The following is a 22,398-nucleotide window of genomic DNA, read 5'->3' as shown; positions in this document are numbered from 1 at the left end:
ACGCCGGATTCGACTTTGCCGGACCCACGCCGCACCGGACGGATCAGACCATTGAGCATGATTGCAGATCGACCATCGGCCTCCTCGGCACCGGCGCGCGGCACGCGTCTGCGTTGCGCCGCGACCGGCGTCACCATCGCCCTGCTCGCGGCGGTGCTGGTGCCGGCCGCGATGGCCCAGGCGATCCCTCTGCCCAAGCCCGCGCCGAAGACGCGCGACGGCGGCGTCGCATCGACCGTGCGCTCCGTGACACCGGCCGCGCCGGCAGCCGCAGCCGCGGCGACGCCGCCCGATCCGGTGATTCCGGATCCGCGCAATCGCGCGGTGTCCAGCATCTTCACCACGTTCGACGCCAACCAGCGCGCACAGGCGGCGAAGATCAGCAGCTATCTGTCCTCGCTGCAGAACCTGTCGGGCAACTTCGTGCAGGTCGGCCCGGACGGCACGCGCTCCACCGGCACGTTCTACATCCAGAAGCCGGGCAAGGTGCGCTTCGAATACGATCCGCCGAGCAAGATCGCGATCATCGCCGACGGCTCGTCGGTGGTGGTGCGCGACACCAAGCTCGCGACACAGGATCTCTATCCACTGTCGCAGACGCCGCTGCGCTTCCTGCTGTCCGACCGCATCGACCTGATGAAGGACACCAATGTGGTCGGCGTCAGCGCCGACGACATGTTCGTCAGCGTCACCATCGAGGAGAAGCAGCCGCTGGTCGGCACCAGCCGCCTGATGCTGATGCTCGGCGCCAAGGACAACCAGCTCAAGCAGTGGACCATCACCGATCCGCAGGGCTACGACACCACGATCGCGATCTACAATATCGACAGCATCAGGAAGATCGATCCCGGCATCTTCAAGATCGACTATGCGATCGATCAGTACCGCAATCCGCAATAGCGGCCGACTGGTCGCCGCCCGCCTTCATCTTTCCCACCGCCCATGCGTCTGACGCTCACCACCTGGAACATCAACTCGGTGCGTCTGCGCATCGAGCTGGTGGCGAAGTTCATCAAGGCGGTGCGGCCCGATGTGCTGTGTCTGCAGGAAACCAAGTGCCCGGACGATGCCTTCCCGCTGAAACGCCTCAAGCGCCTCGGCTACGAGCATATCGCCCTCAACGGCCAGAAGGGCTACCACGGCGTCGCCATCGTCTCACGGCTGCCGTTCGAGTCGCGTGATGCCCGCAGCTTCTGCGGCAAGCCCGACGCCCGCCATGTCGCGGTGACGTTCGGCGCTGCCGCCGGCCTTGCGACGCCGCTCACCGTGAACAACTTCTACGTTCCGTCCGGCGGCGACATTCCGGATCCGGCGCAGAACGAGAAGTTCGCCCACAAGCTGGCGTTTCTCGACGAAATGCAGGCGTGCGATCCGCTGCATCCGACCGCGACCGATCGTCATGTTCTGGTCGGCGATCTCAACGTCGCGCCCCATGAGCATGACGTGTGGTCGCATCGGCAGCTGCTCGATGTGGTGTCGCACACCCCGATCGAATGCGAGAAGCTGCTCGGCGTGCAGGCGCGCGGACAATGGATCGACGTCGCGCGGCAGCGCATCGCGATGTCGGAAAAGATCTACACGTGGTGGAGCTATCGCGCCGCCGACTGGGTCGCCTCGAACCGCGGACGGCGGCTCGACCACATCTGGGTGTCGCCTGCCCTCGGCGACCGGGTCCTGGATTTCTCGATCACCCGCGATGCGCGCGGCTGGGAGCGGCCGTCCGACCATGTGCCGGTGAGCACGACGCTCGACGTCTGAAGCGTGGTGGGTTCGGGCTGAAATTCAATCCGTTATCCTGAGGCGCGCCGCAACGCCGGGCCTCGAAGGATGAGCGGCGACTGCGCTGCAGCTCGGGGCGACGGATCACATCGATCAAGCCTCACATCGTCATGCTCGAGCGTCCTGGTCGGACCCTCCCCGCGATGGCGCCGCCGTCAGCTCAGCTTGCCGCTGATCAGCAGGATGTCGCTGGCGAACTGGCTGGTGCGCCCGGCGATCTCATCGCGCAGGCGCAACGCCGCATCGGGATGCGCCTCGAGCACGCGCTGGAACAGACTTCGGGAAATCCGGATCGCCGACGAACTCTCGACCGCGGTGACGGTCGATGGCCGCTGCATCGGCACGATCAGCGCCAGCTCGCCGATCAGCGCGCCGGGCCCGGCGATCAGCTCATGCTGGCTGCCGTCCTCGGCGCTGACCCGGAACGCGCCGCTCTGCACCACGAAACCTGCATCGGCGGTATCGCCGACGCGAAACAGAATCTCGTTGCGCGCGACATCGCGCTGTTCGGAGCCGAAGGCGAGATTGCGCAGCGCTTCGCGCCCCAACAACCGCAGCGTCGGGACCCGCTCGAACAGGGCAACATCATCGTCAATCGACATCCAGGACCGTGCGATCGGAGCTCACGCCGGTCCAGGCCGGAGGCCGCGGCCGGCGGAGCGAATCATGCTCCGAATCGTATCACGGCACCAGCTTGTAGCCGCCCGATTCCGTCACCAGGATCTCGGGGGTGGCGGCATCGCGCTCGATCTTCTGGCGCAGCCGGTAGATGTGCGTTTCCAGCGTGTGCGTGGTGACACCGGAATTGTAGCCCCAGACCTCCTGCAGCAGGGTCTCGCGCGACACCGGCTGCTGGCCGGCCCGGTACAGAAACCGCAGGATCGCGGTTTCCTTCTCGGTGAGACGCACCTTCTTGCCGTTGGTGGCGGTCAGCATCTTGGAGCCGGGCCGGAAGCTGTAGGGGCCGACCGAGAAAACCGCATCCTCGCTGGCCTCGTGCTGGCGCAACTGAGCACGGATGCGCGCCAGCAGCACCGCGAAGCGGAACGGCTTGACCACGTAGTCGTTGGCGCCGGATTCCAGACCCAGGATGGTGTCCGAATCGGTATCGTGGCCGGTGAGCATGATGATCGGCGACTTGAAGCCACCCTTGCGCAGGCTGCGCACCACCTCGCGCCCGTCGGTGTCCGGCAGGCCGACATCCATCAGCACGAGATCGGGGGTGTTGGCCTTGGCGGCCTGGGCGCCCTTGGCGCCGGTATCGACCGCCGAGGCTTCGAATTCCTCGTGCAGCGACAGTTGCTCCACCAACGCCTCGCGGAGATCGGTGTCGTCATCAACGATCAGGATCTTGCGGGCATTCGCCATTGCGTCCAATCCTTCGAGTTGGCGGGCTTGCTGCCGGAATAGAGCATGTGCCGCCCAAAGTGCAAGGTAGAGTTATCGGCTCGCATGGGAACACACGATTTTCCAATCACTTATCGAACACCGAAGCGTGATCGGCCAGTGGCCGTGGTCGCCGTGCGCGCCGCCGCAGGTCATCCGAACCGGGGCTGGCTCAGGGTCGACGGGCAGGTCATTCCTGTGGCCCTCGGCCGTGGCGGAATCAGGGCCGACAAGCGCGAGGGCGACGGCGGGACCCCCCGCGGCGTCTTCCGCCCGCTGCGGCTGTGGTACCGGGCAGACCGCCATCCGCGCCCGAAAACCTTCCTGCCGGTCCGGGCGATCACGCCGACCGACGCCTGGGACGAGGACCCGCGCAGCCGCCACTACAACCAGGCGGTCCGCCGCGCAGTGGACGCCCCGGGCGACCACCTGCGGCGCGCGGACCACCTCTATGATTTCATCGTCGAGATCGACCACAACACCCGTCCACGGGTGGCCGGGCGCGGCAGTGCCGTGTTCCTGCATCTGGCGCGGCCGAACTTCGGCCCGACGGCCGGATGCGTGGCGATGACGCAGGCCGCGCTGCTGCGGCTGCTCGCGCGCCTCGGCCCGCGAACGCGAATCGCTATCGGGCAGTGAGCGGCGGCCGGTGGCCGAAGATCGCGGAGCCGACCCGTACATGGGTGGCGCCGAACTGGATCGCGACCGCGAAATCCGCGCTCATGCCCATCGACAGCAGCTTCAGGCCGTTGCGTGCGGCGATCTTCGCGGTCAGCGCGAAATGCGGCCCCGGCGCATCCTCCACCGGCGGAATGCACATCAGGCCCGCGATCGACAGGCCGTAGACGGTGCGGCAGCGCGCGATGAAATCGTCGGCGTCCTGCGGCGCGATGCCGGCCTTCTGCGGCTCCTCGCCGGTATTGAGCTGCACGAACAGCTGCGGCTGGCGCGCCTGCCTGTCGATTTCCTTTGCGAGCGCCTCACACAGGCTCGGCCGGTCGACCGAATGGATCGCGTCGAACAGCGCGACCGCTTCCTTCGCCTTGTTCGATTGCAGTGGACCGATGAGATGCAGCGCGATGTCGGGCTGCGCCGCGGTGAGCGGCGGCCACTTCGTCCTGGCTTCCTGCACGCGATTCTCGCCGAACACGCGCTGACCCGCGGCAATCACCGGCGCGATATCGGGGGCGTCGAAGGTCTTGGAGACGGCGATCAGCGTGACCGAGGCGCGTTCGCGACCGGCGTCGCGGCACGCGAGCGCGATCTCGCGCTCGACGATGGCGAGGCCGCTTGGTGAAGAAGCGGTTAAGGTTTGCGGGTCCGGGCCGGCCATGACGTCAATCGTTTCTTGAATTTTGAAGGTAGCTCAAATTTTAGCGAAAGTTGGAAAGCGATTTTGAGTTCCCCCGCCGTATAGCTGCGCCACGGGGCAAGGGGGAGAACGCTGGTGTCTGGTAGTCATCTCGGCAGCGCGACGTCAAGGCTGAAGGCGCTGCTCGGCATTCGCGCGCGCCTCGTGATCCTAGCGCTGATTCTCGTGGTCCCGCTGATGCTGGACCGCGTGATGGTGCTGGAGAACGCCCGCAGCAACCAGTTCACCGCGGCGACCGACGAACTGGTCAAGCTTGCCCGTCACAATGCAGCGGCCCAGCGCGAGGTGATTTCCTCGGTCGAGGCGATGCTGCGTTCGACCGCCTACATCCATGTCGCCTCCGAGCAGACCGGACGCAGCTGCGCGATCCTGCGCGCCAGCCTGCGGGTCGAGATGCCATGGATCACCAGCCTGTCGGTGGTCGGCCCCAATGGCCGCATCACCTGCTCGACGGCGCCGACCTATGTCGGCCTCGATATCACCGACCGGCCCTACTACCAGAAGACGCTGGAGACGCACGGTTTCGTGCTCAGCGACCTCATTCCGAGCCGGCTCAACGGCAAGCCGCTGCTGCTGGCGAACTATCCGACCTCGGCGGTCGAAGGCGGCGAACCGTCGGTGATTATCGCCGGCCTCAATGTCGACTGGATGGCTAGGCTGATGTCAAACCTCGGCGAGCGCCCCGGCGTCGAAGCCGTGCTGATCGACGGCAAGGGCACCGTGCTTGCCGCACAGCCGAACGGCCAGGACATCGCCGGACGGCCGTACAAGGGCATCGAGCCGCAGGCCGTCGAGGGCACCGATGTCGGCTCGACGTCGGTCATGGTCAACGGCGTCAGGAAGTTCATCACATTCGTGCGCCTGTCCGGCACCGACGCGCGGCTGCTGGTCACCATCGATCACGACGCGATGCTGGCGCCGATCAACCGCGACATCCAGAAGGCTTACGTCCAGCTCGCCTTCATCAGCCTGTTGGCGCTGCTCGGCGCCTGGCTGGTCGGCGAGCAGTTCATCATCCGGCCGATCCGCACCATGACCAGCATGGCCAATCGCTTCGGCCGGGGCGACCTGTCGGCGCGCGCCACCGCCGATACCCTGCCCGCCGAGTTCAAGCCGCTCGCCAGCGCCTTCAACGGCATGGCCGCGCAGCTCGCCGAACGCGAGCGCGACCTCATTGCCAATAACGACCGCCTTACGGTGATGGCCTCGGTCGACATGGTGTCGGGCCTCGCCAATCGCCGCGGCTTCCAGAGCCGCCTCGAATTCGAATGGCTGAAGATGCAGCAGGTCGACGGCCGGCTGGCGCTGATGATGATCGACGTTGACCACTTCAAGCTGTTCAACGACAGCTACGGCCATCCCGAGGGCGACGCCTGCCTCGGCCGGGTCGGCGAGACCCTCGCCCGCATCGCCAACGAGACCCAGGGTTTTGCGGCCCGCTATGGCGGCGAGGAATTCTGCCTGGTGCTGCCGGGCGTCGATGGCGCCCGGGCGGTCGAGGTCGGCGAAATCATCCGCGAGGCGGTGGCTGGCCTGTCGATTCCGCACATCATGAGCGAACACGGCCACGTGACCGTCAGTGTCGGCGTCTGCATGGTGACCCCGAACGCCGAACAGCTCCCTGCCGAGCTGATCGAAGCCGCCGACGCCGCCCTCTACGCCGCCAAGCGCCAGGGCCGCAACCAGGTGGTCGAGCATGGCCTGGCCCGGCCCGGCGCCCCGGCGGTATCGATGGTCGGCTGAGGTTCCCGAAAACGCCCTCGGGGGCCGATTCGGCCCCCTAAAACATTGACCCGCCGCACTCTTTCATGTCCTAGTCGGCCGCCCCCGGTGTCCCGGTTCTGACGTTCGCCTCCCTTCGCCTGCGGTGCGAACGTCAGAACCGCCGGACCAACGGCATCATGATGTTTCCCGTGCGGGTCTGGATTTGCCGCCCGGACGACGGACTGCCGGCCAGGCCGGCATGGGCGTCGGATCCACCCGCGCGAGAGCCCCGACAGACTGACGACGGACGCAAAAAGACTGCCGATGACCAACGAACGCTACAACGCCCGCGACGCCGAACAGCGCTGGCAGCGCATCTGGGACGACCGCGCCATCTTCACCACGGTCAACGACGACCCGCGGCCCAAATATTACGTCCTCGAGATGTTCCCCTATCCGTCGGGGCGCATCCACATGGGCCATGTCCGCAACTACACCATGGGCGACGTGGTGGCGCGCTACAAGCGCGCCCGCGGCTTCAACGTGCTGCACCCCATGGGCTGGGACGCGTTCGGCATGCCGGCGGAAAACGCCGCGATGGCCAACAAGGTCCATCCCAAGAACTGGACCTACGAGAACATCGCCACCATGAAGGCGCAGCTGCGCTCGATGGGCCTGTCGCTCGACTGGTCGCGCGAGGTCGCGACCTGCGATCCCAGCTATTACAAGCACCAGCAGCGCATGTTCCTGGACTTCCTCGAAGCCGGGCTCGTGGAGCGCAAGAAATCCAAGGTCAACTGGGACCCGGTCGACCAGACCGTGCTCGCCAACGAGCAGGTGATCGACGGCCGCGGCTGGCGTTCGGGCGCGCTCGTCGAGCAGCGCGAGCTGGTGCAGTGGTTCTTCAAGATCAGCGACTATTCCGAAGAGCTGCTGGCCGCGCTCGACACGCTCGACCGCTGGCCGGACAAGGTGCGCACCATGCAGCGCAACTGGATCGGCCGCTCCGAGGGCCTGCTGATCCGCTTCGCGCTCGATGCCGCGTCGACGACGACGGCCGCGCGCGAAGTCGAAGTGTTCACCACCCGTCCGGACACGCTGTTCGGCGCCAAGTTCGTCGCGCTGTCGCCGGACCATCCGCTGGCCAACGACGTCGCGAAGACCAACCCGGCGCTCGCCGCGTTCATCGAGGAGTGCCGTCGCACCGGCACCGCCCAGGCCGCGATCGACACCGCCGAGAAGCAGGGTTTCGACACCGGCATCCGTGCCGTGCATCCGCTCGACCCGAGCTGGACGCTGCCGGTCTATGTCGCCAACTTCGTGCTGATGGATTACGGCACCGGCGCCATCTTCGGCTGTCCGGCGCACGACCAGCGCGACCTCGACTTCGTCAACAAGTACGGTCTCGGCAACATCCCGGTGGTGTGCCCCGAAGGCCAGGATCCCAAGACCTTCGTCATCACCGACACCGCCTATGACGGCGATGGCCGCATGATCAACTCGCGCTTCCTCGATGGCCTGACCATCGCGGACGCCAAGGAGCAGGTCGCATCGCGGCTGGAGAATGAGAAGCTCGCGGGCCATCCGGTGGCCAAGCGCCAGGTCAATTTCCGCCTGCGCGACTGGGGCATCTCGCGCCAGCGCTATTGGGGCTGCCCGATCCCGATCATTCATTGCGACGACTGCGGCAGCGTGCCGGTCCCCGTCAAGGATCTGCCGGTCCAGTTGCCCGACGACATCGAGTTCGACCGGCCGGGTAATCCGCTCGACCGTCATGCGACCTGGCGCAACGTGCCCTGCCCGCAATGCGGCAAGCCGGGCCGGCGCGAGACCGACACCATGGACACCTTCGTCGACTCGTCCTGGTACTTTGCGCGCTTCACCGATCCGACGCTGACCGACGCGCCGACCGATCGGGCCGTCGCCGACGCCTGGATGCCGGTGAACCAGTATATCGGCGGCGTCGAGCACGCGATCCTGCATCTGCTCTACAGCCGTTTCTTCACCCGCGCGATGAAGGCGACAGGGCATATCGGCCTCGACGAGCCGTTCGCAGGCCTATTCACCCAGGGCATGGTCGTCCACGAGACCTATCGCAAGGCCGACGGCACGTTCGTCTTCCCGGCCGACATCCGCATCGAGGCCGACGGCGACAGCCGCCGCGCCATCCTGATCGCGACCGGCGAGCCGATCACCATCGGTTCGATCGAGAAGATGTCGAAGTCGAAGCGCAACACGGTCGACCCCGACGACATCATTGCGACCTACGGCGCCGACACTGCGCGCTGGTTCATGCTGTCGGATTCGCCGCCCGATCGTGACGTGATCTGGAGCGAGGAGCGCGTCCAGGGCGCATCGCGGTTCGTGCAGCGGTTGTGGCGTCTGGTCAACGACGCCGCCGAAGCCGGCAAGAACCGTCCCGCCGGCCGGCCCAACGCCTTCGGCGAGGACGCGCTGGCGATCCGCAAGGCGGCCCATGGCGCGCTCGACAAGGTGTCCGGGGGCATCGAGAAGCTGCACTTCAACGTCTGCCTCGCCCACATCCGGGAGTTCTCGAATACCTTCGCCGAGGTGCTCGGCAAGGTGACCGCCGGCGAAGTGACGCCGGATCTCGCGTGGGCCGCCCATGAAGCCGCCGTGATCCTGGTGTCACTGTTCCAGCCGATGATGCCGCATCTGGCCGAGGAGTGCTGGGCTGCGCTGGGCGAAACAGGACTGGTCTCCGAGGCGGCCTGGCCGACGCTCGAGCCGGAGCTGCTGGTGGAAGACACCATCACGCTTCCCGTTCAGGTCAACGGCCGCAAGCGCGCCGATGTCACAGTCGGCCGAAATGCAGCCAGTGGCGAAATCGAAGCTGCCGTTTTGGCTCTCGATGAGGTAAAACGGGCGCTGAACGGGGCCGCCCCGCGCAAGATTATCGTTGTTCCACAGAGGATTGTGAATGTCGTGGCTTGATCCGCGCATCGTTCGGAACGCCGGCCGCTGGCTGGCTGTCGCGATGCTGGCCGCGTTCACCGCCGGCTGCTTCCAGCCGATGTACGCCGAGCGCACCGACGGCAAGCCGGCCCTGCGCGAACGCCTTCAGGGCGTCGAGGTGCCGCCGCTGAGCTATCCCTCCGCCTCGCGCGAGGCCCGCGTCGGCCTCAACATCCGCAACGCCCTGATGTTCAGCCTGTACGGCGAGGGCGCCGGCGGGCCGCCGACCCACCGCCTGGTGATGAGGCTGAACACCTCGCGGACCTCGATCATTCTCGATCCCGGTACGTCGCTGCCGGCGGTCGAGAACTACGCGATCGACGTCAGCTACGAACTCAAGGACGTCGCCACCGACAAGACGGTGCTGACCGGCAACACCTTCTCGCGGGTGTCCTACGACATCCCCGGCCAGGAACAGCGCTTCGCCAAGTCACGCGGCCTGCGTGACGCCGAGGACCGCGCAGCGAACCAGATCGCCGAGAACATCTCCACCCGCCTCGCCGCGTACTTCTACGCCGGCAGCTGAACCAGGGACCACGGCCCTTGGTCGCGCTGCGGGGCAAGGAGATCGACAGCTTCCTCGCGAAGCCCGATTCCGGACGCCCGATCATCCTGCTGTACGGCCCTGACACTGGCCTCGTGCGCGAGCGCGCGGACGCGCTGATGGCGTCCGCCGTCGACGATCCCAACGATCCATTCTCGCTGATCCGCCTCGATGGCGACGAGCTCGCGAGCGAGCCATCGCGCCTCGTCGACGAAGCGATGACCATCCCGCTGTTCGGTGGCCGCCGCGCCATTCGCATCCGCGCCGGCAGCAAGAATTTCGCCAGCGGCATCGACACCCTCGCCGAGATGCAGCCGAAGGACTGCCGCATCGTCATCGAGGCCGGCGAGCTGCGTCCGGACGCGCCGCTGCGCAAGGCGTGCGAGCGCGCCAGGACAGCCGTGGCGATCGCCTGCTACCCCGACACCGAGCGCGACCTTGCGCGGCTGATCGATGACGAGCTGCGCAGCTTTGACCTGCGCATCGCCCAGGACGCCCGCGCGACGCTGGTGTCGCTGCTCGGCGGCGATCGTCAGGCGTCGCGCAACGAGATCCGCAAGCTCGCGCTCTATGCCCGCGGCGCGCACGAGGTCACGCTCGAGCATGTCATGGCGGTGGTGACCGACGCCTCGGCGCTCGCCATGGACGCGATCATCGACGGCACCTTCGCCGGCAAGCCCGCCGAGGTCGAAAGCGCCTTCACCAAGGCGGTCGCCGCCGGCACCTATCCCGGCATGATCGTCGCGGCCGCCCAGCGGCAGGCCGCGCTGCTGCACAAGGCGCGGCTGTCGGTCGAGGACGGCATGCCGGCCTCCTCCGCCGCCGAGGCCGGCTTCCCTCGCCTGCACTTCTCGCGAAAGGGCGCGGTCGAGGCCGCGCTGCAGGCATCGACGTCGGACCGGCTGATGAAGATCATCGGGCAGCTCGCCGATGCCGCGTTCGAAATGCGCAAGCAGTCGGACCTCGCCGCGCCGATCGCCCAGCGTGCGCTGCTCGCCATCGCGGTCAACACGCGCCGGCGCGGCTGACGTCTTCATCCGGCAAGCCTGTCCGAAAGGGCGTGCCGCATCACACCGACGATGATCAAAACGAAAATGGCCGGGACGAAGCCCAGCCATCACGCCATGATTGAATTGTCGGTGTACACGGGCCTGGAGCCGCACGAGCTCGGCGGCGCCCAGGTCGACAGGCTCTAACCCTGCTCGAGCCGGCGCACGATCTCGTCGAGCTGATCGAGATCGGTGTACTTGATCTGCACGGTGCCGCCGGGATCGCGATGCTCGACGCTGATCTTCATGCCGAGCATGTCGCTGATGCGTTTTTCCAGCGCCAGCGTGTCCGGATCCTTGGCCGCTTTCGCCGCGCGCGGCTTCTGCGGCTTGCGCTCGGGCACGCCTTCCTCGTGCGCCAGCTCCTCGGTCTGACGAACACTGAGGCCTTCGGCAACGATACGCCTAGCAGCGGCGACCGGATCCGGCACGCCGATCAGCGCTCGGGCATGCCCCGCGGAAATCTGGCCCGCGGAAATCAGCGTCTGGACGTCATCCGGCAGCCTGGTCAGCCGCATCATGTTGGCGACGTGGCTGCGGCTCTTGCCGACCACCTTGGCGATGGTCTCCTGGGTATGCTTGAACTCGTCGGCGAGCGCGTGATAGCCGCGCGCCTCTTCCATCGCGTTGAGATCCTCGCGCTGGACGTTCTCGATGATCATGATCTCGAGTGCGTCGGTGTCGCTGACCTCGATCGGAACGATCGGCACTTCGTGCAAGCCGGCGCGCTGCGACGCCCGCCAGCGCCGCTCGCCGGCGATGATCTCGAAACGATCGGTCGAGCCCTTGAGCGGCCGCACCACGATCGGCTGGATGACGCCGTGCTCCTTGATCGAGGCGGCAAGCTCGTTGAGCTCGCCATCGTCAAAGCTGCGGCGCGGATTGCGCGGGTTGGCCTTGAGGAATTCGATCGGCACCTTGCGCTGCGTGCGCGGCCGCTCGGCATGCGCCGCTGCTTCACCGCCGACGTCGCCGATCAGACTTGCCAGACCACGACCCAACCGCGAGCGCGCCTCATCGGCCATCGCCATCTCCCTTGGATTCAACTTCGCGCTCCACTCTCGGCATGACTGTCAGAAACGAAACGATGCGCGCGACCATTCGCGCGCGATCGGCACCACGTCAGTGCGGGCGCAGCTCGCGCTCGCGCTGGATCACTTCGGTGGCGAGCTTGAGATAGGCTTCGCTGCCGACGCATTTGAGGTCGTACACCAGCACCGGCTTGCCGTAGGACGGCGCCTCGGAGATGCGCACGTTGCGCGGGATCATGGTGTCGTAGACCTTGCTGCCCATGAACTGGCGCACGTCGGCGACGACCTGGTTCGACAGGTTGTTGCGCGAGTCGAACATCGTCATGACGATGCCGTGGATCGACAGGTTCGGGTTAAGCGTCGAGCGCACCTGCTCGACCGTCTGCAGCAGCTGCGACAGACCTTCGAGCGCAAAGAACTCGCACTGCAGCGGCACCAGGATCGCATCCGACGCCGCCATCGCGTTGACGGTGATCAGGTTGAGCGACGGCGGGCAGTCGACCAGCACGTAGGTGAAGTCCTGGCCCTCGGCATGATTCTCGTTGAGCACCGCGATCGCGTTACGCAGACGGAAGGCGCGGTCGCGTGCGGTGCCGAGTTCGAGCTCGAGGCCAGACAGGTCGAGCGTCGAAGGGGCGATGTGCAAGCGCGGCACTGCCGTCGCCACGATCGCTTCACGCAGCGGCGCTTCGCCGATCAGCACGTCGTAGGTCGAGCAGTCGCGGTGGCGGCGGTCGATGCCGAGGCCGGTTGACGCATTGCCCTGCGGATCGAGGTCGACGATCAGGACACGCTCGCCGATGGCGGCGAGCGCGGTGCCGAGGTTAATGGCGGTGGTGGTCTTGCCAACACCGCCCTTCTGGTTGGCGAGCGCAATGATGCGCGGCCGGAACGACTCTGCGTCGCCCCCGTTAAGCTCTTGGTTTTCCTGAGTATTTTCACTCATGTGCAAGACCGTTGGGTTGCCGGGGATGCAGGGCGCCGCTCGATGCTGTCGAACTCGGCGATCCAGCCCTGTCCGGTGCGGCTGGGATGAAGAATTGGCTTAATATTCCAATATTTAGTGGCTTCCGTCAATTCTGACTCTACATCTTGTCCTTTGAGGAGCAGAGCTTTCGCGCCCAGATCGACGGGAGATTTTGCAAAGCCTAACAAGACGTTAAGCGAAGCCAGGGCGCGCGCGGTGACGCAATCGGCGCGGTCATGGTTACTATCCACATAATCCACGATATCCGACAGGTGCACCGTGCCGCGGCCGCCGGTGACACGCAGCGCCTCGCGCAGGAAGGCCGCCTTTTTGGCGTTGCGCTCGACGAGATGCACCATCGCGCCGTCGTGCTCGGCCATCGCGCAGGCCAGCACGATGCCGGGAAAGCCGCCGCCGCTACCGAGGTCGATCCAGATGCGCGCGTCCGGCGCCAGCGCCAGCAGTTGCAGCGAATCGGCGATATGCCGCGTCCACAGCTGCGGCAGTGTCGAGGGCGCCACCAGGTTGGTGGTCGCCTGCCAGGTCAGCAGCAGTTCGACATAACGATCGAGCCGCGCGGCAAGCGCCGGCGACACTGGCGTCAGCGCCAGCGCCTCGGCCTTGTCGGCGGGAGAGAGGGTCGGGGTCCTGGACGCCGGCGCGCGAGCCACGGCGGTCACCTTTCAGTTCGGGTTCATGTCGGGCCGGCGGCCGCACGGACGGCCTCGTCCGACCGGTTGCGGCCACGCGACTGCCGCCGCAGATAAGCAGCGAGGATGCCGAGCGCCGCCGGCGTCATGCCGTCGATGCGGCCGGCCTGACCGACGGTGCGCGGCTGCGCCGCCGCCAGCTTCTGTCGCACCTCGTTGGAGAGGCCCGGCACGGCCGCGTAATCGACATCCGTCAACAGCAGGCTTTCGTCGCGCCGGAAGGCATCGACGTCGGCCGTCTGCCGCGCGAGATAGACGTCGTACTTGGCGTCGATCTCGACATGCTCGGCAATCACCGGGTCGACGGCATCGAGCTCCGGCCAGATCGCAGCCAGCGTGGTCCAGCCAATCTCGGGATATGACAGCAGGTCAAAGGCCGAGCGGCGGTGGCCGTCGCGGTTGAGCGCGAGGCCACGCTTGTTGGCCTCAGTGGGAGTGATCGACAGCGAGCGCGCCAGCTGCCTGGCGGCATCGAGCGCAGCCATCTTGGCGTCGTGGAAAGCACGGCGCCCGGCACCGACACATCCCAGCGCGATGCCGCGCGCCGTCAGGCGCTGGTCGGCATTGTCGGCGCGGAGCGTCAGGCGGTATTCCGCCCGCGAAGTGAACATCCGGTACGGCTCGGACACTCCGCGGGTGACCAGATCGTCGATCATTACCCCGAGATAGCCATCGGCCCGGTCGAACACGATGGAATCGCCGCCGCCGGCCACCAGCGCGGCATTGAGTCCCGCCACCAGGCCCAGCGCGGCCGCTTCTTCATAGCCTGTGGTGCCATTGATCTGGCCGGCGAGAAAGAGACCGGGCATGCGGCGCGCCTGCAGCGTCGGATCGAGCTCGCGTGGATCGACATGATCGTACTCGATGGCGTAGCCCGGACGGACCATTCGCACCCGTTCGCAACCCGGAATGGTCGCGAGGATCGCCTGCTGGACCTCCTCCGGCAGTGAGGTGGAGATGCCGTTGGGATAAACCGTGGGATCATCGAGGCCTTCGGGCTCCAGGAAGATCTGATGGCCATCACGATCGCCGAACCGAACGATCTTGTCTTCGATCGAGGGGCAATAGCGTGGACCGCGGCTCTGGATCTGGCCCGAATACATCGGAGAGCGGTGCACGTTGGCCCGGATGACCTCGTGGGTCGCTGCGGTGGTGCGGGTGATGCCACACTGGATCTGAGGGGTCGTGATCTGGCGGGTCAGGACTGAAAAAGGCTCCGGCGGATTGTCTCCGGGCTGCATTTCGACCGCCGACCAGTCGATCGTGGTGCCATCGAGACGCGGCGGTGTGCCGGTCTTGAGACGCCCGAGACTGAATCCGATCTGTTCGAATGACCTCGATAGCCCCATGGCGGGCGCTTCGCCCACCCGGCCGGCCGGCCACGACGTTTCACCGAGGTGAATGAGACCCCGAAGAAACGTTCCAGTGGTCACGACCACCGCGCCACAGCTCAGTTCGCGACCGTCAGCCATCCGAACGCCGGTAATCCGCCCGTTCGACCACAGGAACGCGTCGGCCTCCCCTTCGACTACGGTCAGATTGGCGGTCTCGCGGATCGCGGTTTGCATCGCAGCCGCATAAAGCTTGCGATCAGCCTGCGCCCGCGGTCCACGCACCGCCGGACCCTTGCGGCGGTTGAGCAGGCGGAACTGAATGCCTCCGGCATCGGCGACTCGGCCCATCACACCGTCCAGGGCGTCCACTTCCCGGACCAGATGGCCCTTTCCGAGCCCTCCGATGGCGGGATTGCAGGACATCGCGCCGATTGTCGCGAGTTGGTGGGTCACGAGGGCGGTTTGGGCGCCCATGCGGGCCGCCGCCGTCGCAGCCTCACAGCCGGCGTGGCCGCCTCCGATCACGATGACATCGAATGTGCTCATGGACGGGACTTCTACAGCTCAAATGCGAAACCCGAAAGGCATTCAGGGCCGCATAAGAAATCCTTAACCACGTTGGCAACGTTTCACGTGAAACATCGGGAACGTTCCAAGGCGTGTTTCACGTGAAACATCGGTCAGAGATCCCTCCACGCGCATTGTTTCACGTGAAACACCGCCCAAGAGATCGCCGGATGTCATTTGCCGATGCAGAAGTCCCGGAAGATGACATCCAGAAGGTCCTCGACATCGACCCGACCGGTAATCCGCCCCAGGGCGCGTGCCGCCAAGCGCAGCTCCTCCGCGATCAGCTCGTCGCCCAGTTCGCGAGCCGCCAGGGCCCGACCAAGGCCCACAAGCGTGTCCTGGAGCAGCAGCCGATGCCGGGTTCGCGTCACCAGCGCGGCCTCGCTTCCACCGAAATAGGATTGGGCGAACCCGATCAGGGCCGCGGTGAGATCCGAAAGACCGTCCCCCCGTCCGGCCGAGATGTCGAACACCCCGGAGCCGGCGATCCCCACGACATTCGAACCGGCGAGATCGACCTTATTCCGCACCCGCCAGACCGGCGCATCACCAGCTCCATCGGGCACATCATGCGGCGAACCATCGCCGGCATCGGTCATCCAGAGCACGAGGTCCGCCGTCGCTGCCCGGTCCTTCGCGCGCCGAACCCCTTCCTGCTCCACCGGATCCTCAGTCTCGCGGACACCAGCGGTGTCGAGCAGAGTGACCGGGTATCCATCAAGATCGAGATGGACCTCGATCACGTCCCGTGTCGTGCCGGCATGCGGCGATACAATCGCTGCATCCCGACGCGCCAGACGATTGAGCAGGGTCGACTTGCCGGCATTGGGTGGACCGGCAATCGCCACCACGAGTCCCTCGCGCAAACGCTCGCTGCGGGCCGATGCTGCCAGCGCGGCCTCGATCTCGGCCTTCAGCGCCGCGATCCGTGCGAATGCCGGCGCAGTCAGGCTGTCGGGGACATCGCCCTCATCCGAGAAATCGATCCCCGCCTCGATCAGTGCGGACGCCTCGATGATCTGCTGCCGCCAGGTTTCGGCCTGGATGCCGAGCTGCCCCTTGATCTGCCGCAGCGCCTGGCGGCGCTGGCGGTCGGTGTCGGCGTGAATGAGATCGTCGATGCCCTCGGCTTCGGTGAGATCGATCTTGCCGTTCTCGAACGCACGACGGGTGAATTCACCGGGATCGGCCGGTCGCAGCCCATCCATGGCGCCGAGTACCTCGAACAGCATCGCGAGAACCGCACGGCCACCATGGACATGCAGCTCGACGACATCCTCACCCGTCGCGCTGTGCGGTCCGGGAAACCACACCACCACGGCTTCGTCGATCGGCTGAGCGGATGCATCACGCAGGGTTGCCAGCGTCGCGACACGCGGCATCGGCCGGCGGATGCACAGCCGCTCGAGCGCTGCGGCCGCCCGTAACCCCGAAATCCGCACGACCGCAATGGCCGACGGCGCGCGTCCGGACGACAACGCAAAGATGGTTTGATCGCGGAAATCCATGGGCTATTTGTCACCTGGGAATGCAACACGGCAAAGGCTTTGGCCGGGGTGCGTCTTTATATTGCATTGCAGCATATTCAAACTGTCGATTGTGCTGCACCGCACCAATTCATCGAGTCAGCCAGTGGCCTATATCGCACCGCAACAAAATCGACTCGCGATGGAAACAAGCCCCTACCTGCTGCAGCATCGCGACAACCCCGTCGACTGGTGGCCCTGGAGTCCGGCGGCGCTCGCAGAAGCGAAGCGCAGCGACAAGCCAATCCTGCTCTCGATCGGCTACGCCGCCTGCCACTGGTGCCATGTCATGGCACACGAAAGTTTCGAGGATGCTGCCACGGCTCGGCTGATGAACGCGCTGTTCGTCAACATCAAGGTCGACCGCGAGGAGCGGCCTGACATCGACCAGATCTACATGAATGCCCTGCACCACCTTGGCGAACCCGGTGGCTGGCCCCTGACCATGTTTCTCACCCCGGATGGCGAGCCGTTCTGGGGCGGAACGTATTTTCCGAAAGACGCCCAGTATGGCCGGCCGGCCTTCGCCGACGTGCTGCGCGAAGTCGCCCGCGTCTTCCGCGACGAACCCGACAAGGTGACCCAGAACCGCACCGCCCTCGTGGCCCGCCTCGCGCACCGTGCACGCGTCGACAATCCCGGCAGCCTCGGCATCGCCGAACTCGACAGCGCCGCCGCGTCGATCGCGCGCGCCACCGATCCCGTGAATGGCGGCCTGCGCGGCGCACCGAAATTTCCGCAGCCGTCAATGCTCGAATTCATCTGGCGCGCCGGCGCCCGTACATCCGATCAACGCTTCTTCATCACGTCAGCGCTGGCGCTGACACGCATGAGCGAAGGCGGCATCTACGATCATCTCGGCGGCGGCTACGCGCGCTACTCCGTCGACGAACGCTGGCTGGTGCCGCACTTCGAAAAGATGCTGTACGACAACGCCCAGATCCTCGATCTGCTGGCCCTCGATTACAGCCGCGCGCCGCATCCGCTGCTGCGTCATCGCGCGGAGGACACCGTCGGCTGGCTGATACGCGAAATGACCACGGCGCAGGGCGCCTTCGCGTCATCGCTCGATGCAGATTCGGAAGGTGAGGAAGGCAAGTTCTACGTCTGGTCGTCGGCAGAAATCGCGGACGTCCTCGGCGCCGCGGACGCCGCTGTTTTTTCTGCCGCATACGACATCACGGCCGCCGGCAATTTCGAAGGCCACAACATCCTCAATCGCCTCGCACAGGCTGGGGTGATTTCGGCGGATGACGACCGCCTCGCGGCGATGCGCGCCAGGCTGCTTGCAGCACGGGCACAACGAATTCGCCCAGGGCTCGACGACAAGATACTCGCCGACTGGAACGGGCTGACGATCGCAGCCCTGGTTCATGCAGCCAATGCATTCGAACGACCGGACTGGCTCGCCCTCGCCCGCGGCGCATTCGACGCTATCAGACAGCACATGACCCGCGCCGACCGGCTGGGTCATTCCAGCCGCGATGGCAAGCTGCTGTTTCCGGGGCTGGCGTCCGACGCTGCCGCGATGATCCGGGCAAGCCTCGCTCTGTTCGAAGCAACATCCGAATCCGACTGCCTCGATCTCGCGGTGCGATGGCAGCACGTTCTCGAGCGCCACTACGCCGACAGCGAGCATGGCGGCTACTACCTCACCGCCGACGATGCTGAAGGTCTGATCGTCCGCCCCCATGCCACGACGGACGACGCCATTCCCAACCACAACGGCCTGATCGCCCAGAACCTCGTTCGCCTGGCGACGCTCACTGGCGATGCCGATTGGCACCAAAGACGCGACGAGCTGTTCAGCGCGCTGCTGCCGAACGCCACCGAAAACATCTTCGGTCATCTGTCGCTGCTGAACGCGCTCGACCTGCATCTCACTGGCGCCGAGATCGTCGTCATCGGCAGTGACGATACAGCGCGTGCGCTCCTCACTGCAGCGCGTCGGCTGCCATATGCCACGACCATCGTCTCGCATGTCGCAGGCAGCGACGGGCTCGCCACCGATCATCCCGTGCGGGACAAGATCGCGGCCGCGAACGGCCGGGCCGCCGCCTTCGTCTGCCGTGGGCGAAGCTGTTCACTGCCGGTGACCGATCCGGCCGCATTGCGCGAACGCGTGCTGCCACGCCCTGCCTGAGATCCCCGCAAACGACAACGGCCGGACCGCTTTGTCAGCGATCCGGCCGCGAGCGTCGCGATGACCCGTTCGATCAGGTGTTCATCGAATCGAAGAACTCGGAGTTGCTCTTGGTGTTGCGCAGCTTGTCGAGCAGGAAGTCGATGGCGTCCATGGTGCCCATCGGATTGAGAATGCGGCGCAGGACGTACATCTTCTTGAGCTGCTGCGGATCGGTGAGCAGCTCTTCCTTGCGGGTGCCCGAGCGGGTGATGTCGATCGCCGGGAAGGTGCGCTTGTCGGACACCTTGCGGTCGAGAATCAGTTCAGAGTTGCCGGTGCCCTTGAACTCTTCGAAAATCACTTCGTCCATGCGGCTGCCGGTATCGACCAGCGCGGTCGCGATGATGGTCAGCGAACCGCCTTCCTCGATGTTGCGGGCCGCGCCGAAGAAACGCTTCGGACGCTGCAAGGCATTGGCGTCGACGCCGCCGGTCAGCACCTTGCCGGAGGACGGCACCACGGTGTTGTAGGCGCGGCCGAGGCGGGTGATCGAATCCAGCAGGATGACGACGTCACGGCCATGCTCGACCAGGCGCTTGGCCTTCTCGATGACCATTTCGGCGACCTGGACGTGGCGCACCGCCGGCTCGTCGAAGGTCGAGGACACCACCTCGCCCTTCACCGAGCGCTGCATGTCCGTGACTTCCTCCGGACGCTCGTCGATCAGCAGCACGATCAAATAGCACTCGGGGTGATTCGCGGTGATCGAGTGCGCGATATTCTGCATCAGCACCGTCTTGCCGGTGCGCGGCGGCGCGACGATCAGCGCGCGCTGGCCCTTGCCGATCGGCGCGACGATATCGATGACACGGGCCGAGAGATCCTTGCGGGTCGGATCTTCGAGTTCGAGACGGAAGCGCTCGTCCGGAAACAGCGGCGTCAGGTTGTCGAAGTTGACCTTGTGCTTGGCCTTCTCCGGATCCTCGAAGTTGAGGGTGTTGACCTTGAGCAACGCAAAGTAGCGCTCGCCTTCCTTCGGCGAACGGATGTGACCCTCGATGGTATCACCGGTCCGCAGGCCGAAGCGTCGGATCTGCGACGGCGAGACGTAGATATCGTCCGGGCCGGGCAGGTAGTTGGCATCGGGCGAGCGCAGGAAGCCGAAGCCGTCGGGCAGCACCTCGACGACGCCTTCGCCGATGATATCGATTTCCTGGATGGCCAATTGTTTGAGAATGGCGAACATCAGCTCCTGCTTGCGCATGGTGCTGGCATTCTCGACCCCAAGCTCCTCCGCGAACGACACGAGTTCGGCTGGGGTCTTGGACTTGAGGTCCTGGAGTTTCATTTCCCGCATGGGGTGGTCCTGATGAGTGCGGAGAGGGGGAGCAGGGCGTCGACGACTGAGCGGATTGCGACCAGAAGGGAAATCCGCAGGTCTTGAGCGCGAAGGAACCGTTGACGGGCCTGGAACTTGATGCGGCGACCGGTTCAGAAAACAAACCGCGTCACAACCACATCCGCCTGCGTTGGGTGGGATGTGACAAATATAGAAAGCGGCGGCCGGTTGCGCAAGATCGTTTCCGCAGCAGCCCGACACGAGGCCGGGCAACCCCGACCAATCTCTTGGTGCTTGATGGCCGCGCCGGGTTCAACAGCCCTGTGATCAGAACGGCTTGACGATCACCATGATCACGATACCGATCATCAGAAGCGTAACTACCTCATTGATAATACGGTAAAATTTATGACTTCGGGTGTTCCGGTCGAGCGCGAAGTCGCGCACCCGGGCCGAGAAGAATCCGTGCAGCCCCGACATCGCCAGCACCAGCGCGAGCTTCACGTGAAACCATGGCGCGGAGTACCAGTGGCCCGACCAGGCGAGGTAGAGACCAACCACCCAGGTCACGACCATGGCCGGGTTGATGATCGCCCTCAGCAGCCGGCGCTCCATCAGCTTGAAAGTCTCGGACTGCTTCGATCCGACTTCGGCATCGCAGTGATAGACGAACAGCCGCGGCAGGTAGAGCATGCCCGCCATCCACGACATCACGGCGATGACGTGCAGCGCCTTCAACCACTCGTACATCCGGTCCCCTTAGCTCCTGCGCACCCGTGCGAGCATGCGCTCGACATGCGCGATCGGTGTCTCCGGCAGAATGCCGTGGCCGAGATTGAAGATGAAACGGCCGCCGGCGAAATCCTCGAGGATGCGATCAACGGCGCGATCGAGCGCGTCGCCACCGGCGAGCAGCACCAGCGGATCGAGATTGCCCTGCACCGCCACCCTCGGCTGAATCCGTGACCGGACCATGCGGCGATCGGCCATCCAGTCGACGCTCACGCCATTGACGGCGACGCGATCGATGTAATCGCCGAGCATCGCGCCGGCGCCACGGGGAAAGCCGATCACCCTGGCGTCGGGAACCAGCTTTCGCAGGCCGTCGACGATGCGCGCCGCCGGCTCGATGCACCACCGAATGAATTCTTCCGGCGGCAGCACGCCCGCCCAGGTATCGAACAGCTGCACCGCATCGGCGCCCGCCTCGATCTGGCGATGCAGATAGACGATCGAGCTGTCGACAAGACGATCGATCAGCCGCGCGAACGCCTCGGGCTGCCGATACGCGAACAGCCGCGCCGGCGCCTGGTCCGGTGTTCCATGGCCGGCGATCATGTAGGTCGCGACCGTCCAGGGCGCGCCACAGAACCCGAGCAGTGCCACGGATGGATCGAGGCTCGCCCTCACCCGCCGCACGGTGTCGTAGACCGGCGCGAGAATCGCCTGATCGACAGCGGCAGGGAGACGGTCGATCGCCGCCGCATCCTGCAAGGGTGCAAGCTGGGGCCCCTCGCCGACCGCAAACCTCACGGTCTGGCCGAGGGCATGCGGAATGACCAGGATATCGGAGAACAGGATGGCGGCGTCAAAACCAAACCGATGGATTGGCTGCAGGGTGACGTCGGCTGCCATCTCCGGATTGAAGCAGAGGTCGAGGAACGATCCCGCCTTGGCGCGCAGGGCGCGGTATTCGGGAAGATAGCGCCCGGCCTGCCGCATCATCCAGACCGGAGGAACGGTCATGGGCCTGCCAGCGAGCACATCGAGAACAGGGTTACGCACCGCGTTGCCGTCCATCTGCCTTCTCTTAAATTCTATTCTAAGATTCTAGGTTAGTAGTTGTTAGGCGGTGGACTAGACTCACACAAAACCCTCGACTCCCTGTCCCCGTCCTGTCCACACCCGGTCCGACTTATCCGCGTCATCCCGCGGATTCCACCGGACGGCGAAACACGATGGTTTCTAAGGACTTCGCGCCGGGCC

At 65.6% G+C, this 22,398-nt stretch carries 19 protein-coding genes; 8 read left to right on the top strand and 11 right to left on the bottom strand.

The genetic code is table 11. From position 1 onward, the window contains the following. Positions 1 to 171 precede the first annotated feature (171 nt). Both JQ639_RS26180 and JQ639_RS26175 read left to right on the top strand, forming a co-directional pair. Positions 172 to 900: an outer membrane lipoprotein carrier protein LolA gene (locus JQ639_RS26180; RefSeq protein WP_249123470.1), complete on the top strand. Its 729-nt coding sequence runs from the start codon at positions 172 to 174 to the stop codon at positions 898 to 900. Positions 901 to 942: 42 nt separating this feature from the next. Then, positions 943 to 1,758, top strand: a complete 816-nt coding sequence (locus tag JQ639_RS26175) for an exodeoxyribonuclease III (protein WP_211968656.1) — start codon at positions 943 to 945, stop codon at positions 1,756 to 1,758. 176 nt (positions 1,759 to 1,934) lie between these two features. On the opposite strand, the gene JQ639_RS26170 is transcribed toward JQ639_RS26175, so the two are convergent. Further along, complete coding sequence (locus JQ639_RS26170; protein WP_211968657.1) at positions 1,935 to 2,381, bottom strand: cyclic nucleotide-binding domain-containing protein; 447 nt, start codon at positions 2,379 to 2,381, stop codon at positions 1,935 to 1,937. A gap of 79 nt (positions 2,382 to 2,460) precedes the next feature. Then, positions 2,461 to 3,147: a response regulator transcription factor gene (locus JQ639_RS26165; RefSeq protein WP_211968658.1), complete on the bottom strand. Its 687-nt coding sequence runs from the start codon at positions 3,145 to 3,147 to the stop codon at positions 2,461 to 2,463. 84 nt (positions 3,148 to 3,231) lie between these two features. Here JQ639_RS26165 and JQ639_RS26160 point away from each other — a divergent pair, with 84 nt between their 5' ends. Next, entirely contained in the window at positions 3,232 to 3,804 is a 573-nt protein-coding gene (locus tag JQ639_RS26160; protein WP_211968659.1) for a L,D-transpeptidase family protein, read from the top strand. On the opposite strand, the gene JQ639_RS26155 is transcribed toward JQ639_RS26160, so the two are convergent. After that, positions 3,791 to 4,498 carry a YggS family pyridoxal phosphate-dependent enzyme gene (locus JQ639_RS26155; RefSeq protein WP_211968660.1) on the bottom strand — a complete coding sequence of 236 codons (708 nt, stop codon included), beginning with the start codon at positions 4,496 to 4,498 and terminating at the stop codon, positions 3,791 to 3,793. The genes JQ639_RS26160 and JQ639_RS26155 overlap by 14 nt on opposite strands. 114 nt (positions 4,499 to 4,612) lie before the next feature. Here JQ639_RS26155 and JQ639_RS26150 point away from each other — a divergent pair, with 114 nt between their 5' ends. The 4 genes from JQ639_RS26150 to holA all read left to right on the top strand — a co-directional run bounded on the left by JQ639_RS26150 (position 4,613) and on the right by holA (position 10,789). Beyond that, a complete protein-coding gene (locus tag JQ639_RS26150; protein ID WP_349644578.1) occupies positions 4,613 to 6,280 on the top strand; it encodes a diguanylate cyclase domain-containing protein in 1,668 nt (555 codons plus the stop codon). A 285-nt stretch (positions 6,281 to 6,565) separates the two neighbouring features. Continuing rightward, the gene (gene leuS / locus JQ639_RS26145) at positions 6,566 to 9,196 is read left to right on the top strand and encodes a leucine--tRNA ligase (protein WP_211968661.1); all 2,631 of its coding nucleotides are present in this window, start codon (positions 6,566 to 6,568) and stop codon (positions 9,194 to 9,196) included. Next, complete coding sequence (locus JQ639_RS26140; RefSeq protein ID WP_211968662.1) at positions 9,183 to 9,743, top strand: LPS assembly lipoprotein LptE; 561 nt, start codon at positions 9,183 to 9,185, stop codon at positions 9,741 to 9,743. Before leuS ends, JQ639_RS26140 begins: the two co-directional genes overlap by 14 nt. A gap of 17 nt (positions 9,744 to 9,760) precedes the next feature. After that, entirely contained in the window at positions 9,761 to 10,789 is a 1,029-nt protein-coding gene (holA, locus tag JQ639_RS26135; RefSeq protein ID WP_211968663.1) for a DNA polymerase III subunit delta, read from the top strand. 164 nt (positions 10,790 to 10,953) lie between these two features. Here the strand turns inward: holA and JQ639_RS26130 are convergent, their stop codons facing one another. The 5 genes from JQ639_RS26130 to mnmE all read right to left on the bottom strand — a co-directional run bounded on the left by JQ639_RS26130 (position 10,954) and on the right by mnmE (position 16,930). Continuing rightward, a complete protein-coding gene (locus JQ639_RS26130) occupies positions 10,954 to 11,835 on the bottom strand; it encodes a ParB/RepB/Spo0J family partition protein (protein WP_211968664.1) in 882 nt (293 codons plus the stop codon). A 97-nt stretch (positions 11,836 to 11,932) separates the two neighbouring features. After that, positions 11,933 to 12,787 carry a ParA family protein gene (locus JQ639_RS26125; RefSeq protein ID WP_249123430.1) on the bottom strand — a complete coding sequence of 285 codons (855 nt, stop codon included), beginning with the start codon at positions 12,785 to 12,787 and terminating at the stop codon, positions 11,933 to 11,935. Beyond that, positions 12,784 to 13,479: a 16S rRNA (guanine(527)-N(7))-methyltransferase RsmG gene (gene rsmG / locus JQ639_RS26120; RefSeq protein WP_211969056.1), complete on the bottom strand. Its 696-nt coding sequence runs from the start codon at positions 13,477 to 13,479 to the stop codon at positions 12,784 to 12,786. The genes JQ639_RS26125 and rsmG overlap by 4 nt, the downstream gene beginning before the upstream one ends. A gap of 23 nt (positions 13,480 to 13,502) precedes the next feature. Continuing rightward, complete coding sequence (mnmG, locus tag JQ639_RS26115; protein WP_211968665.1) at positions 13,503 to 15,398, bottom strand: tRNA uridine-5-carboxymethylaminomethyl(34) synthesis enzyme MnmG; 1,896 nt, start codon at positions 15,396 to 15,398, stop codon at positions 13,503 to 13,505. A 194-nt stretch (positions 15,399 to 15,592) separates the two neighbouring features. Then, positions 15,593 to 16,930: a tRNA uridine-5-carboxymethylaminomethyl(34) synthesis GTPase MnmE gene (mnmE, locus tag JQ639_RS26110; RefSeq protein WP_211968666.1), complete on the bottom strand. Its 1,338-nt coding sequence runs from the start codon at positions 16,928 to 16,930 to the stop codon at positions 15,593 to 15,595. Between mnmE and JQ639_RS26105 the strand changes: the two genes are divergently transcribed. Further along, positions 16,929 to 19,091 carry a thioredoxin domain-containing protein gene (locus JQ639_RS26105; RefSeq protein WP_256443073.1) on the top strand — a complete coding sequence of 721 codons (2,163 nt, stop codon included), beginning with the start codon at positions 16,929 to 16,931 and terminating at the stop codon, positions 19,089 to 19,091. The genes mnmE and JQ639_RS26105 overlap by 2 nt on opposite strands. Before the next feature lie 73 nt (positions 19,092 to 19,164). On the opposite strand, the gene rho is transcribed toward JQ639_RS26105, so the two are convergent. From rho to hemE, 3 genes are all read right to left on the bottom strand, one after another. Then, entirely contained in the window at positions 19,165 to 20,430 is a 1,266-nt protein-coding gene (gene rho, locus JQ639_RS26100; protein ID WP_211968667.1) for a transcription termination factor Rho, read from the bottom strand. A gap of 309 nt (positions 20,431 to 20,739) precedes the next feature. Then, entirely contained in the window at positions 20,740 to 21,162 is a 423-nt protein-coding gene (hemJ, locus tag JQ639_RS26095) for a protoporphyrinogen oxidase HemJ (RefSeq protein ID WP_211968668.1), read from the bottom strand. Positions 21,163 to 21,171: 9 nt separating this feature from the next. Further along, entirely contained in the window at positions 21,172 to 22,212 is a 1,041-nt protein-coding gene (gene hemE / locus JQ639_RS26090; protein ID WP_211968669.1) for a uroporphyrinogen decarboxylase, read from the bottom strand. Positions 22,213 to 22,398 lie beyond the last annotated feature (186 nt).

The sequence above is a fragment of the Bradyrhizobium sp. U87765 SZCCT0048 genome, from assembly GCF_018131225.1.
Classification (GTDB): domain Bacteria; phylum Pseudomonadota; class Alphaproteobacteria; order Rhizobiales; family Xanthobacteraceae; genus Bradyrhizobium_A.
The sequence above is the reverse complement of the archived record's forward strand: the minus strand, read 5'-3'. Positions and strand labels throughout refer to the sequence as shown.

Coding starts and splice junctions, on each gene's coding strand:
- JQ639_RS26180 (WP_249123470.1), top strand. CDS start 172: ATGGCCCAGGCGATCCCTCTGCCCAAGCCCGCGCCGAAGACGCGCGAC.
- JQ639_RS26175 (WP_211968656.1), top strand. CDS start 943: ATGCGTCTGACGCTCACCACCTGGAACATCAACTCGGTGCGTCTGCGC.
- JQ639_RS26170 (WP_211968657.1), bottom strand. CDS start 2,381: ATGTCGATTGACGATGATGTTGCCCTGTTCGAGCGGGTCCCGACGCTG.
- JQ639_RS26165 (WP_211968658.1), bottom strand. CDS start 3,147: ATGGCGAATGCCCGCAAGATCCTGATCGTTGATGACGACACCGATCTC.
- JQ639_RS26160 (WP_211968659.1), top strand. CDS start 3,232: ATGGGAACACACGATTTTCCAATCACTTATCGAACACCGAAGCGTGAT.
- JQ639_RS26155 (WP_211968660.1), bottom strand. CDS start 4,498: ATGGCCGGCCCGGACCCGCAAACCTTAACCGCTTCTTCACCAAGCGGC.
- leuS (WP_211968661.1), top strand. CDS start 6,566: ATGACCAACGAACGCTACAACGCCCGCGACGCCGAACAGCGCTGGCAG.
- JQ639_RS26140 (WP_211968662.1), top strand. CDS start 9,183: ATGTCGTGGCTTGATCCGCGCATCGTTCGGAACGCCGGCCGCTGGCTG.
- JQ639_RS26130 (WP_211968664.1), bottom strand. CDS start 11,835: ATGGCCGATGAGGCGCGCTCGCGGTTGGGTCGTGGTCTGGCAAGTCTG.
- JQ639_RS26125 (WP_249123430.1), bottom strand. CDS start 12,787: ATGAGTGAAAATACTCAGGAAAACCAAGAGCTTAACGGGGGCGACGCA.
- mnmG (WP_211968665.1), bottom strand. CDS start 15,398: ATGAGCACATTCGATGTCATCGTGATCGGAGGCGGCCACGCCGGCTGT.
- JQ639_RS26105 (WP_256443073.1), top strand. CDS start 16,929: ATGGGCTATTTGTCACCTGGGAATGCAACACGGCAAAGGCTTTGGCCG.
- mnmE (WP_211968666.1), bottom strand. CDS start 16,930: ATGGATTTCCGCGATCAAACCATCTTTGCGTTGTCGTCCGGACGCGCG.
- rho (WP_211968667.1), bottom strand. CDS start 20,430: ATGCGGGAAATGAAACTCCAGGACCTCAAGTCCAAGACCCCAGCCGAA.
- hemJ (WP_211968668.1), bottom strand. CDS start 21,162: ATGTACGAGTGGTTGAAGGCGCTGCACGTCATCGCCGTGATGTCGTGG.
- hemE (WP_211968669.1), bottom strand. CDS start 22,212: ATGGACGGCAACGCGGTGCGTAACCCTGTTCTCGATGTGCTCGCTGGC.